The sequence below is a fragment of the Mucilaginibacter sp. 21P genome (assembly GCF_019331605.1).
GTDB lineage: Bacteria > Bacteroidota > Bacteroidia > Sphingobacteriales > Sphingobacteriaceae > Mucilaginibacter > Mucilaginibacter achroorhodeus.
Genome location: NZ_CP063061.1, coordinates 329,339 through 342,857, shown reverse-complemented (window position 1 = coordinate 342,857; position 13,519 = coordinate 329,339). Strand labels below are relative to the sequence as shown.

The 13,519-nt window shown below is 44.3% G+C and carries 8 protein-coding genes; 6 read left to right on the top strand and 2 right to left on the bottom strand.

What is annotated here, in order from left to right; translation table 11 throughout:
• Positions 1–10: 10 nt before the first annotated feature.
• From INP83_RS01325 to INP83_RS01300, 6 genes are all read left to right on the top strand, one after another.
• Entirely contained in the window at positions 11–2,860 is a 2,850-nt protein-coding gene (locus INP83_RS01325) for a triple tyrosine motif-containing protein (protein WP_255563225.1), read from the top strand.
• Positions 2,861–3,118: 258 nt separating this feature from the next.
• Positions 3,119–6,142, top strand: a complete 3,024-nt coding sequence (locus INP83_RS01320) for a TonB-dependent receptor (RefSeq protein WP_146273258.1) — start codon at positions 3,119–3,121, stop codon at positions 6,140–6,142.
• A 29-nt stretch (positions 6,143–6,171) separates the two neighbouring features.
• Positions 6,172–7,632 carry a RagB/SusD family nutrient uptake outer membrane protein gene (locus INP83_RS01315; RefSeq protein ID WP_255563224.1) on the top strand — a complete coding sequence of 487 codons (1,461 nt, stop codon included), beginning with the start codon at positions 6,172–6,174 and terminating at the stop codon, positions 7,630–7,632.
• 104 nt (positions 7,633–7,736) lie between these two features.
• Positions 7,737–9,086, top strand: a complete 1,350-nt coding sequence (locus INP83_RS01310) for a glucoamylase family protein (RefSeq protein ID WP_219126011.1) — start codon at positions 7,737–7,739, stop codon at positions 9,084–9,086.
• A gap of 12 nt (positions 9,087–9,098) precedes the next feature.
• Positions 9,099–10,448 (top strand): glucoamylase family protein, encoded by a 1,350-nt coding sequence (locus INP83_RS01305; RefSeq protein ID WP_219126010.1) that lies wholly within the window; start codon positions 9,099–9,101, stop codon positions 10,446–10,448.
• 112 nt (positions 10,449–10,560) lie between these two features.
• Positions 10,561–11,370, top strand: a complete 810-nt coding sequence (locus INP83_RS01300; protein WP_255563223.1) for a prolyl oligopeptidase family serine peptidase — start codon at positions 10,561–10,563, stop codon at positions 11,368–11,370.
• 51 nt (positions 11,371–11,421) lie between these two features.
• Here the strand turns inward: INP83_RS01300 and INP83_RS01295 are convergent, their stop codons facing one another.
• Together INP83_RS01295 and INP83_RS01290 are read right to left on the bottom strand one after the other, a co-directional pair.
• The gene (locus INP83_RS01295; protein WP_219126009.1) at positions 11,422–11,694 is read right to left on the bottom strand and encodes a hypothetical protein; all 273 of its coding nucleotides are present in this window, start codon (positions 11,692–11,694) and stop codon (positions 11,422–11,424) included.
• Positions 11,695–11,932: 238 nt separating this feature from the next.
• On the bottom strand, positions 11,933–13,336 hold the full coding sequence (locus INP83_RS01290) for a lipopolysaccharide assembly protein LapB (RefSeq protein WP_146273252.1): 1,404 nt from the start codon (positions 13,334–13,336) through the stop codon (positions 11,933–11,935).
• Positions 13,337–13,519 lie beyond the last annotated feature (183 nt).

Here is a 13,519-nt window from a genome sequence, read left to right as displayed (position 1 = left end):
CCTTTCGGTAATGCTAAACATATCAGCCTTTGCGGCCGATATTAAAAGCATTGGTGTGCCTTATGTGCAAAACTACAGCAAGTTTCAATATCAATCGGGCAACCAGAATTGGTCTATAACCCGCAATGAGCATGGTGTAATGTACTTTGGTAACGAGGGGTTGCTATCTTTTGATGGGCGTTACTGGAAGCGGTACCCTATGCCAAACGGACTTATTGTACGTGCAGTTGCAGCCGATGGTAAGGGTAGGATATATGCCGGCGGCTTCGGCGAATTCGGTTACTGGCAGGCTGATGGTAAAGGCTTTCTTAAATATCATAGCCTAACTGCCCTCATCCCAAAAAATGCCCAGCCTGTAAAGGAGGAGATATGGAAGATATACGTTGATAAAAACAGGGTACTTTTTGAGGCCTTCGGCGGTATTTACATTTACGCCAACAATAAGGTCAAGATTATAAAACCCGAAAAACCTTTCTTATTTCTGCTGAAAGCAGGAAATAGGTTTTTTGCGGAGGAGATAGGCGCAGGTTTGTTTGAGCTTATAGATAACAAGTTAAGTTTTGTGAAAGGCAGCAACCTGCTGGCCAGCCGGGTGCTTACCATATTGCCATTTGGTAAAGATGGCAGGCTTTTGATAGGCACCGCAAAAGACGGTCTGTTTATCTACGATGGGCAAACTATAACTCCGTGGCAAAATCAGGCAAACGACTTTCTTAAGAACTATCAGCTTAACAACGGCATTGTGGTAATGGGCAAGTATTTTGCCTTTGGTACCATCTTAAACGGAGTGGTGATAGTAGATGCCGCTGGCAACATGCTGCAGCAGATCAACAAATCAAGCGGGCTGCAGAATAATACAGTGCTGAGCCTTTACAGCGATAGTGAGCAGAACCTTTGGGCAGGGCTTGATAACGGCATTGATCGCATTGAGCTTAACTCGCCCATGTACTTTTACTTCGATAAAACCGGGCGGTTTGGTACTGTGTATTCAAGTATCATCTTCAATAAAAAAATTTATTTGGGTACCAACCAGGGGCTTTTCTACAGCGATTGGTTGCCCGGTGGCAGCAATCAGTTGCTGCACTCGTTCAATTTTCAGCTAATTCCTGGTTCGCAGGGGCAGGTATGGGAGCTGTCTTTACACGATGGCCGCTTACTTTGCAGCCATAACGATGGTACATTCCAGGTAAACGGCAGTACCATCAACAAAATATCATCACTAAGCGGCGGCTGGACGATCAAAAAATTTGGTAACGACCAACTGATACAAGGCTGTTATAATGGTTTGATCCTTTTCAAAAAAGATGCTGCCGGCAATTGGGTGCTCAACCATAAAATTGAGGGCTTTACCGAGCCGTCGCGTCTTGTGGAGCAGGATAGCAAGGGCCAGCTTTGGGTTAGTCATGCCTACAAGGGTGTTTATAAGGTTATTTTATCTGCCGACAAAAAACGGGTTGTTTCTCAAAAATTTTATGATAAACGCTCCGGCTTACCAAACAGCTATAACGTGGGTGTTTTTAACCTGGATAACAGGATAGTTTTTTCATCAGACTCCGGCTTTTACGTTTATGATGATATCACGGACAGATTTTACAAGTATCAACAGCTCAACAGGAAGCTTAACACCTTTGCATCATCAAATAAAGTTATCGCCGCTATCGGGAAAAAATACTGGTTTATAAATCATGGTAGGGTGGCACTGGCAGATCTGTCGGTACCCGGGCAACTACTTATAGACTCAAACAGGTTTAGCATGCTTAACGGGCAGATGGTGCAGAATTATGAGAACATCAGCCTGATCAATAACCTGATCTATCTGATTAGTGTTGACGATGGCTTTGTGATACTGAATGACCGTGACGCGGTTGGTCGCAATAGGGAACGTTTACCGGCAGTGTTGGTACGCCAGGTAGAGAACATCACTGATAAAACCGAAGCGATGACAGAGATGGGTACTGAGCAAAATGAAAGTATCCCATACGGTAAAAATAATATCCGCATTTCTTACGCGCTGCCATACTACAGGCAGGCCAGGGTAACTTACCAGTATTTTTTGGAGGGGTATTCAAAGCAGTGGAGCGAATGGAGCGCATCGAGCGCTAAAGAGTTTACTAATCTGAGTCAGGGCACTTACCACTTCAAAGTAAGGGCAAAAATAAACGATGAAAACGTTACCGGCATAACTTCCTACACATTTGACATAGCCGCACCCTGGTACTCCAGTAAACTGGCCTGCTTTATATATGTGCTGCTGGCCGTATTGCTGTACTACCTGGTAAGGCGCTACTACAGCCAGAAACTTCAGCGCCACCAGGCAGAGATACAGGAGAAATTACGGCGGGAACACGAAGAATTTTTACGACGTGAAGCAATTATTAATGAACAGCAAATTGTAACCATTAAAAATGAGCAGCTACAGGCCGATCTTGAAAGCAAAAGCCGTGAGCTGGCTAATTCTGCAATGAATATTGTGTACAAGAATGAATTGCTGCAAAAGATAAGCGAAGAATTGAAAAACCTTAAAGACAAGGAAGGAAAGCGTTTGCCCGAAGATCAGCTTAAAAAGATCAACAAAGTAATTGACGAGGGCATCAATGACAATCGCGATTGGAATATATTTGAGAACAGCTTTAACGAAGCCCATGAGAACTTCTTTAAGAAGCTGAAGCAAGATCATCCTGATCTTGTTCCCAATGATCTTAAACTTTGTGCTTATTTAAGGATGAATATGAGCAGTAAAGAAATGGCATCATTATTAAATATTTCTCTCAGGGGAGTTGAGATTCGCAGGTACCGTTTAAGAAAAAAGCTCAACTTGGAGCACGACAAGAACTTAACAGAGTTTCTCATAGAGCTTTAATACTACATCATTACCACACAAACACTTCTTAAAGCTTATTGTCAGGTATACAGTCTGTGTAGTACGAGATAGACTGTTGTGGTGTGCTTAAATTTTTGTTTTACAGTGTTTTATATTTTATTGATGTTAGGCATGAGCAAGTGAAAGAGTTTTGATGTATTAATGTGAAGTTAGATTATTTGCTTACCATTATTAATCTACCCAATTTCGACCCTGTATAAAACCAATTAACCAATTCTTAAAATTTTATTTTTCACCATGAAGAGAATTTTTACAATCTCGGGGTTACTCGTATTGTTTACTTTTTTCTCAACCGCCCTTTTTGCGCAAAACGTTACTGTAAGAGGTAAGGTTACAGATGCCAAAACAGGAGAATCTCTTATTGGGGTTACGGTTGCTGTAAAAGGTACTACAACGGGTGCTCAAACAGATGCCAATGGTGCATTTGCTTTAAGTGTGGCTTCCAACGCTACCCTCACCGTATCATATTTAGGTTATACGTCAGTTGATGTGCCTGTCAATGGCCGCAACAATATTAATATTACCTTACAAAGCGCTACTAATGAATTGCAGGGCGTGGTAGTAGTTGGTTACGGTACGCAACGTAAAGTTGACGTAACCGGGTCTATAGCTACTGTTAAAGGTGCTGATGTAGCCAAACAAGCTTCTCAAAACGCTATTAGCGGTTTGCAGGGTAAAGTTGCAGGTGTACAGATCACCAATGCCGGTGCGCCGGGTTCAACGCCGGATATTACAATACGCGGTTTAGGTACCATCTATGGTAACACAAAACCATTATTTGTAGTAGATGGTGTGTGGTATGATAATATCGACTTCCTTAATCCGCAGGACATAGAGAGCTTTAGCGTGTTAAAAGACGCATCAAGTACCGCTATCTACGGTATACGTGCAGCAAACGGTGTTGTTTTGATCAGCACAAAACGTGGCGCTAAAGGCAAGCCGGTGATCAACTACAATGGTTTTGTTGGTATACAGTCTGTTACCAACCAGGTAAAAATGGCTAATGGTACACAATATGCTACTGCAGTTAATGAGTTATCTGCATTGAACGGTGGCCAGCCTATCTTAGCAAATCCTGCCAGCTATGGTAACGGAACTAACTGGTACAATGAAATACTCCGCAAAGCCTTTATGCAAAACCACCAGGCCTCAATAAGTGGCGGAACTGATGCTTATACTTACAATTATTCTTTCGGTTATCTTAATCAGGATGGTATCGTAAAAAGCAACAACTATGAGCGCTTTACGCTGCACTTGTCTAATGATTTTAAAATTGGCAAAGCGTTAAAGTTAGGTTATACTGCAAGCGGCGTATCCGATAATTCAAAGGATGCAAACGGCGATATATTCCATCAGCTTTATGCGGCAGCTCCAATAATTCCTGTTAAAAATCCTGATGGCAGCTATGGTGACCCTAACCCGCTTGGGCTTGGCGATGGCAACAACTTTAACCCGCAGGCTACTATTGACTTTTTCAACCAGCGTACTAAAAACCAACGCTTTACTTACAGCGCCTACGGCGAAGTAAGCTTCCTGAAACACTTTAAGTTTAAAACCAGCTTTGGCGGCGATATAAGCCAGCGCGAGGTGAGAAACTATACACCTATTTACCAGGCCACATTTAAACAGTTCAGCCAGAAAACTAACCTTAACGTAGATCATACCGAGGTGCGTAACTGGATCTGGGAAAACACTTTAACATACGATGTACAGGTTAAAGACCATAGGCTTACTGCTTTATTGGGTTACAGCGCTTTGCAAAACAAAACACGCCAGCTAAATGCACAAAGGGATAATGTACCTTATACTGCAAGCGGTAACTTGTATAACTCTTTCCCTGCCGATTCTACAGCCACTTACCTGGCAACTCCGGGCAGCCAGATATATACGCGTGCGCTGTCACAATTTGCTCGCGTTAACTACTCTTATAAAGATAAATACCTTTTAAATGCATCGGTTCGTCGCGATGGTGCTTCGCAGTTCTTCGGTAACAACACTTACGGTTATTTCCCATCGGTTGGTGCCGGCTGGGTGGTTACCAATGAGGATTTCATGAAAGATCAAAAGGTATTCAGTAACTTAAAACTTCGCGGTAGCTGGGGTAAAGTGGGTAACTCTGTTGTGCCTATCAATCCATCAGTACAGGTGATCGCAACAGACCCATACTTAACGGCAATATTTGGTAACCCACAGGTGCCGTATCCGGGCGCAAGTATCAATACTGTAGTACCGCCTTCCATCGTTTGGGAAAAAACAGTTTCATCTGATTTTGGAGTTGAAGCAGGTTTCCTTGACAACAGGCTGAGCATAGAAGCTGATTACTACAACCGCGAAACACAGGATGCAATATTTGCCATACCGGTAGCCGGTTCGTTAGGTACGGTTAACAGTTCTATCATCGGTAACCAGGCTAACATCCGTAACCGCGGCTTTGAGTTCCTGGCGACCTGGAGAGATAAGGGCTCTGAGAGCTTCTCATACAGCATCAGCGCTAACTTAGGTATCAACAACAATAAAGTATTGAACGTTATCACCGGTAATAACCCTATTTATCAGGGGGGCGATGGCATAGCCAACGGATCGCTTGCAACGCGCACGGTACAAGGCCAGCCAATTGGTCAGTTTTACGGTTATAAAGTTATCGGTGTATTCCAGACAGCTGCAGACGTAGCGAAAGGTAAACAGCCAAACGCGGCTCCTGGCGACTTTATTTATCAAGATACAAACGGCGACGGTAAAATTGATGGTAGCGACAGGGTAGCATTAGGTAGCCCGTTGCCTAAATACAACTTCGGCTTAAATACCTCTTTTAACTACAAACGGTTCGATCTTGCATTAGACTTCCAGGGTGTAGCTGCTGTAAGTGTGTATAATGCTAATGTTGCATACCGCTTCGGTAACGAAAACTTCACTGCCGATTTCTACAACAACCGCTGGCATGGTGAAGGTACTTCAAATACCTACCCGTCGGTAAATGTTGGTAAAACAGACAACGCCAAGCCAAATTCTTTCTACGTAGAAAGCGGCTCATATGTGAGATTGCGTAATGCTCAATTAGGGTATACCTTCCCAAGTGCTGCGCTTACCAAATTCGGTGTGTCAAAAGTGCGCCTTTATCTAAATGCGCAAAACGCAGTTAACATATTTGGTTACAAAGGCTTCTCTCCAGAGATCGGCGGCGGCGTAGGCAGTCGTGGCATTGATGCTAACGTATATCCGTTATATGCTATATACAACTTTGGTGTTAACGTTACATTTTAAGTAAAATGATGAACAAGAATATAACAACTATGCGTAACGCCTTAATATTAGGGCTTATCGCTACATCTATAACATTCCAGGGGTGTAAAAAAAGCTTCCTGAATATTGATCCTGCCCAAAACCAGGCAGCAACCCAATTCTTTAAAACCCAGGACGATGCTACCAAGGCTGTGAATGCCATGTATGCTAACCTGCACGAGTGGAATAACATCGCTTTTGCGCCTATCGCGATAGAAAGCATGGGTTCTGACGATGTGGAGAAGGGTAGCAGTGCGAGTGATGCAACCTTCTTTAACAATTACCGCAATTTCACCGTTACGGCTGATGAAGGCCAGTTGGGGGGATTTTGGACCGGTCAGTATCAAACTATAAATTTTGCTAACCAGATATTAACAAACGTGCCGGGTATCACCATGGATGAGAACCTGAAGAACCGTTATCTGGCCGAAGCTAAATTTATCAGGGCGTATGCTTATTTCAGATTAGTGCGTGCATTTGGAGATGTTCCATTGCGTGTAACGCTGCCAAAAGACGCATCTGAATACAACCTTCCGCGCACACCAAAAGACCAGGTGTGGGCACAAATAGAAAAAGATCTGACCGATGCAGCTGCTGTTCTCCCACAAAGTTACTCATCAGTTGATATTGGCCATGCTACTAAAGGCGCTGCGTTAACCCTGCATGCTAAAGCTGCATTGTACCAGAAAAAATGGGCTGACGTAGTTACCTACACCACTCAGGTAATGGGTATGGGCTATTCGCTGTTCCCTAATTACGAACAAATGTTCCGTACCACACACAAAAATAACCAGGAGTCTATTTTTGAGGTGCAGAATTTGCTTATTCCTAATAACCCGGCTGCCTCTAACTCGCAATATTCGCAGGTACAAGGCGTACGTGGTTCAGTAGGTGGCGGTTGGGGCTTTAATGTTCCAAGTGCTGACTTGGCAAGTTCATACGAAGCGGGCGACCCACGCCGTGATGCAACCATTATCTTCCGCGGAGAGACCACGCCAGAGGGTGATGTGATACCGGCACAAGGTGATAACCCAATGTACAACCAAAAATCGTACGTTCCTTTTAGCCTTTACGTATCCGGCTTTAACGAGGGTGCACAACAAAATAAGATCGTTTTGCGCTACGCTGATGTATTGCTGATGAATGCCGAAGCCAATAACGAGTTAGGTAACCCATCGGCTGCTTTAGTACAGCTTGAGCAGGTTCGCGCACGCGCACGCGCCGGCAACAATGCTATTCTGCCTCCGGTTACTACATTAGATCAAACTGCGCTTCGTGCTGCTATTTATAAAGAGAGAAGATCTGAGTTTGCTATGGAGTTTGAGCGTTACTTTGACGTTATCCGCCAGGGCCGTGGTGCACAGGTATTTGGTGTACGCGGATGGACTGCCGGTAAGAACGAGGTATGGCCAATCCCGCAAACAGAGATCGATATCAGCGGTGGTACGCTTACACAAAACCCGGGTTATTAATAGCGCCGGATAATTTTTACAGGGCACTGCCCAACATTTGATTGAGTATAGGCTGCCGGTTAACCTGGCAGCCTTTTTTCTGACCGGCTATCAAAATCTCCAAAATGATAAAAAGCTTTTTTAAAGGTTTAGCGCTTGTTTTGTTGCTTTTGCTTTTATCCTGCAAAAGCAACAAATCTCAGGCACCCGCGCCAGTCAAAACTTCCGGTATTGACTCAACTGATAAATTCCCGAGGATAAGCGACGAGCAATTGCTCAAGCTGGTACAGAAACAAACCTTTAAATACTTTTATGATTTTGCTCACCCCATAAGCGGTCTTGCGCGCGAACGCAATACATCCGGGGATGTAGTTACCACGGGTGGCTCGGGCTTTGGCGTAATGGCATTGGTTGTGGCTGTTGACAGGGGCTTTATCAGTCGTGCCGATGGTTTGCTTAGGATGCAGAAGATAGTCGCTTTTCTCAAAAACAAAGCGGTTACTTTCCATGGGGCGTTCCCGCATTGGCTTAACGGTGCAACATGGGCGGTGCAGCCATTTAGCGAACAGGACAATGGTGCCGACCTGGTAGAAACATCATTTTTAATGGAAGGCCTGTTAACTGCAAGGCAATACTTTAACGGTAACACGGCCGATGAAACTAATCTTAGGACTGATATTAACACTTTATGGGGTGCTGTTGAGTGGGACTGGTTCAGGCAAAACGGACAAAACGCGTTGTACTGGCATTGGAGTCCTAATAAAAATTGGGCTATCAACTTAAAGATACAGGGCTGGAACGAAGGACTGATCGCTTATGTGCTGGCTGCATCTTCTCCAACGCATAGCATACCAAAGATCGTTTATGATCAGGGCTGGGCCCAAAATGGCGCAATGCGCAATGGTTCTACTTTTTATGATGTTAAGCTTCCGCTGGGGCCTGCTCTTGGCGGGCCGTTATTTTTCAGCCATTATTCATTTATGGGTATCAACCCCAGCGGCTTAAGCGATGCCTATGCTAATTACCAGGAACAAAACAAAGCGCACGCCCTTATCAATAATAAGTATTGCATAGCCAACCCTAAGGGGTATAAAGGCTACAGTTGCGATTGCTGGGGGCTTACAGCCAGCGATATTAATAATGGCTATACGGCAAGCTCGCCCACAAATGATGTTGGCGTTATTGCCCCAACTGCAGCCATATCTTCACTGCCTTACACGCCGGATGAATCTATGCGGGCTTTACGGTTCTTTTATTATAAGCTGGGTGATAAACTATGGGGTGCCTACGGCTTTTATGATGCCTTTAACCTTACTACAGGCTGGGTATCTAATTCTTACCTCGCGATTGACCAGGGGCCGATCATTGTGATGGTCGAGAATTATCGAAGCCAGCTGCTTTGGAAATTATTTATGAGCTGCCCCGAAATAAAAACCGGGATGAGAAATTTGGGCTTCACCGGGCCTGCATTATAATTAAACTTTACAATGAAATACAAATTAATTTTACCAATACTTTTGATCGCTGCGCTGAGTGCATCGGCTCAAAAAAAGGGTTCTACAGAACAGGCTATCAAGCCGGTTGGCGTAATTAAAAATTTAAACGACAGCGCTTTGCTGGATGTAGTGCAGCGCCAAACCTTCCGTTACTTTTGGGATTTTGGACACCCGGTGAGCGGTATGGCCCGCGAGCGTAGTAACAAGTCATTTGACTATGGCGATGAGGTGGTTACAACTGGCGGCACCGGCTTCGGCGTTATGGCGCTGATAGCTGCAGACCATCGCAAGTTCATCCCACATGAACAGGCCGTTGACCGTATGGTTAAGATCGTTAACTTTTTGTTCAAGGCTAAAGCTTATCACGGTGCTTTTCCGCACTGGATGAATGGCGCAACAGGGGAAACCATACCGTTTGGGCGCAGGGATGACGGTGCCGACATTGTAGAGACCGCGTACTTATTCCAGGGCTTGATATGTGCCAAACAATACTTTACTGCTGATACTCCAAAAGAGCGCCGCATACGCGACGTTATCAGCTGGATGTGGGGCGAACTGGAGTGGGACTGGTTCACCCGAGAAGGCCGCGACAATATTTACTGGCACTGGAGCCCTAATTATGGCTGGGCCATGAACTTCCCTATCCGTGGCTTTAATGAATGTTTAATTACTTACATACTGGGGGCATCATCAGAAAACCATGCTGTAAAGCCCGAGATTTATAGCCGAGGTTGGGCACAAAGCGATTTCTTTAAGAATGGAAAAACTTACTACGGTTATAAGTTGCCGCTTGGTTTCCCTTATGGTGGTCCGCTGTTCTTTTCACAATATTCATTTTTGGGGCTTAATCCGAAAGGCCTTAAAGACCAGTATGCAGATTACTGGGAGCAAAACCGCAACCATACTTTAATAAACCGTGCTTACTGTATCGATAATCCCAAAAAATACAAAGGCTACGGCGAAAACTGCTGGGGATTAACAGCGAGTGATAATTACGAAGGTTACAATGCACACGCGCCGGATAACGACCTTGGCGTTATCACACCTACGGCAGCATTATCTGCGTTCCCTTACACGCCGGAGTATTCTATGCAGGCGCTGCGGCATTTTTATTACGATTTGGGTGATAAGATATGGGGTGAGTATGGCTTCACCGATGCTTTCAGCGAATCACATAACTGGTATGCAAAATCATACCTGGCAATAGATCAGGGGCCGATCATCGCGATGATAGAGAATTACCGCAGTGGCTTGTTGTGGAAGCTGTTTATGAGCAGCCCGGATGTGCAACGCGGTTTAGGCAAATTGGGTTTTGAGAGCCCTGCCATTGCTAAAAAGTAAACTGCTCATGGTAAAATTTTAAGCGCGCTTTTAAATATTTTAGGAATATTTAGATAGAAAGGCTTTAATTTACGTTAAGTATAACTTAACTACCTGTACAAATTCTATCTAAATGAGTATCAAAAAAATTAAATTGATAGCAATGCTGGGTATCACGTACCTGGCATTGCCTTTTTATGCGCAAGCACAAATAAAGCAGGACCTCTCGGCTTTTGACAAAGGCACTTACGCCAGCAAAACAGATACCCTTCCTTACCGAATACTCTTTCCCCGGCATTTTGATGCTAAAAAGAAATACCCATTACTATTTGTATTGCACGGGGCGGGCGAACGAGGGAATGATAATACCGCCCAGCTCGCTTATGGTACGGGAATGTTATTAAATGATACCTTACGCGATAAATATCCGGCCATTGTAGTTTTGCCGCAATGCCCCAAAGATGGTTATTGGAGCAACGTAGATATCCAAAAAGATGATACCGGCAAACGCACCTTTCATTTTAAAGAAGGCGGTGACCCCACGCCGGCTATGCATGCACTATTAGGATTGGTTAACCAGTTTCTGGACAAACCTTACGTAAACAAAAAACAGGTGTATGTTGGCGGCCTGTCTATGGGCGGCATGGGAACGCTTGAGATATTGAGGCGTAAACCAAAAGTGTTTGCCGCAGCTTTTGCCATGTGTGGTGGCGATAATACCAACAACGTTGAGAAATATGCTAACCGCGTACCATTATGGATATTCCACGGGGCTAAAGATACTGTTGTACCGATAGATCATTCAGAGGCTGTAGTAGCGGCGTTAAGAACAGCCGGTGCCGAGCCAAAGTTTACTATTTACCCAACGCTCGGTCATAACTGCTGGGACAAGGCATTTAGTGAACCCGATCTGATACCTTGGTTATTTTCAAACGTTAAATAATAACAAAGGCGACCTCTAAGCGGTCGCCTTTGTTATCTCATGTCAGTCAACTTAAAAGATCTCGTCTTTATCGGCTGTAGTATCAGATTTGCCGTCGTTATTAGTAACGTAGGTGTCGGCATTTGAAGCAGTGTCAGGTTCGCTTTCACTCAGGTCGGCTTCAGCAGCTTCTGTATCTGCTACTGTGCCATCGTTGTTAGTTACCTGTTCCGATTCCTCATTATTGGTGATCACTTCCCTTTCGGCTGCATTTACTTTAGGATCATTATCTGTATTCTCTTTTGGAGATTTGTTGCCCGGTGTTGGGCTATCTGGCGTTTTCATAAGCACGGTTTTAAAGAATAACGCACCGCTTTGGCGGATGTTTGAAAATATCCTACTCTAACTCAAGCATCGGGGATAACCCCTCCCGAGGAATCACAGGTTTATATTTGCCGTCTATTTTCCTCCTCGGGGATGGGTGCGCAGCCAATGTGTTGGCAGGGAGGGGTTAATCGCTACTATTCATAAACAAAAAAACCGGGCATATGCCCGGCTCAATAATTTAAGTATCCACGGCTCACTATCTTGTGTAGCGGTTAATAATATCGATGATCACTTTATTTTCCTGCAGCTGCGGCAGATAATCGAATAGGATGTATCGTTTCTCCGGGTCTGCAGCCAAAGCCATCTCCAGTTGGTTAAGGGCCTCGTTGTATTCCCCTTTAGCAAACAGGTAAGCAACCATACGGTAATAAAGCTCTGCCGCATCGGGGTTGTTCTTTATTGCCTCTGCAATAACTTCAATTGCATCAACAAGGCGCTGCTGCTCGTATAATATTGACGAGTAATCCAACCACGCATCAACATCAAGCGGGTTAAGTTCAACCACTTTTTCGTACGCATGTTCTGCCTCTGTTAAATGGCCAAGTTTGTATTCCGCATCGGCTATGGCAAACCAGTAATCAGCATTCGCAATGTCCAGGTCGAGCGCTTTTTTATAAAAGTGCAACGCCTCAAAATAGCGCTCTTCAAAATCAAGCGTAACACCAATACCAAACCATGCGTCGGCAAGTTTAGCATCCATTTTAACTGATTTCTTGTAGAAGGAACGCGCTTCGTCCATTTGTTCCAGCTTCTCGTAGCATTCGCCTATGGCGCAATAAGTATCGGCGTTAGGCTGCTCGTATTCAAAGGTTTGGCGGTAAACCTCAATTGCCTCAGCATATTTCTCCAGGTTAACCAAGGCGTTACCTTTATTAAAGTACGCTGATGCAAAGCTATCCTTGATGAGGATGGCATAGTCGTAAGCATCTATAGCTTTCTCAAACAGGCTAAGCTTGGTAAAGGCATTACCGAGGTTATACCAGGCTGCATAGCTATATGGTTCATTATCGATGTATTGCTGATAAAACTGTACGCTTTCTTCCTGGTTGTCCATCACATCGTAACAGAAAGCCAGCTCATAAAGCGCATCCTGGTTCTCCATATTCTGCTTAAGGCAAAGCTTTAGGTAGGTTATGGCCGTATCATAGTCGCCCATGTTTTGGTAAACGTAGGCTATGTGCAGTAATATCTCGTCGGTTTCTTCAGCAAGGTCAAGGGCCTTTTCGTAGTTCTCAAGCGCTTCGGTGTTGCGCTCCATACTCTCGTATAAATTACCTCGTATGATATAAATATCGGCATCACTGGCTTCTAACATGGCAGCTTTATCCAGTGCAGCAAAAGCTTCATCAGGCCGGTTCATCACTACTAACAGTTGGGCTTGCTTTACCAAAAATACAGATGCAAACGGGTGCTGGTTGCGCGCATACTCTGATACCTGCAGCGCTTTAGCAGGGTCGTTTTTTTCTATGTAGTAGTCGATAATGTTCTCAAATGCCTGGGCATCAAAAAAGTACTGATCATGATTTCGAATCATCTCTTCGTACCGCTCAACCGAAAACTTCGGGTCTTCGGAAAAGCCAAATTCAAATTCTTCTTCCATTCAAGTTTATTTAAGAGAACACTATTTTGCCGGTACAGGCGTCGGCCTCATCCGGTTTAAACTCATGTTTAAATTACAATATTAAGCCTCTCAAGGGCAATTAAGTTTTCAACATACGCACATTATTAACAGCTGTTAATACAAATGCCTGATTGATAAATAATAAGCGTTTGTGCCGGCAGT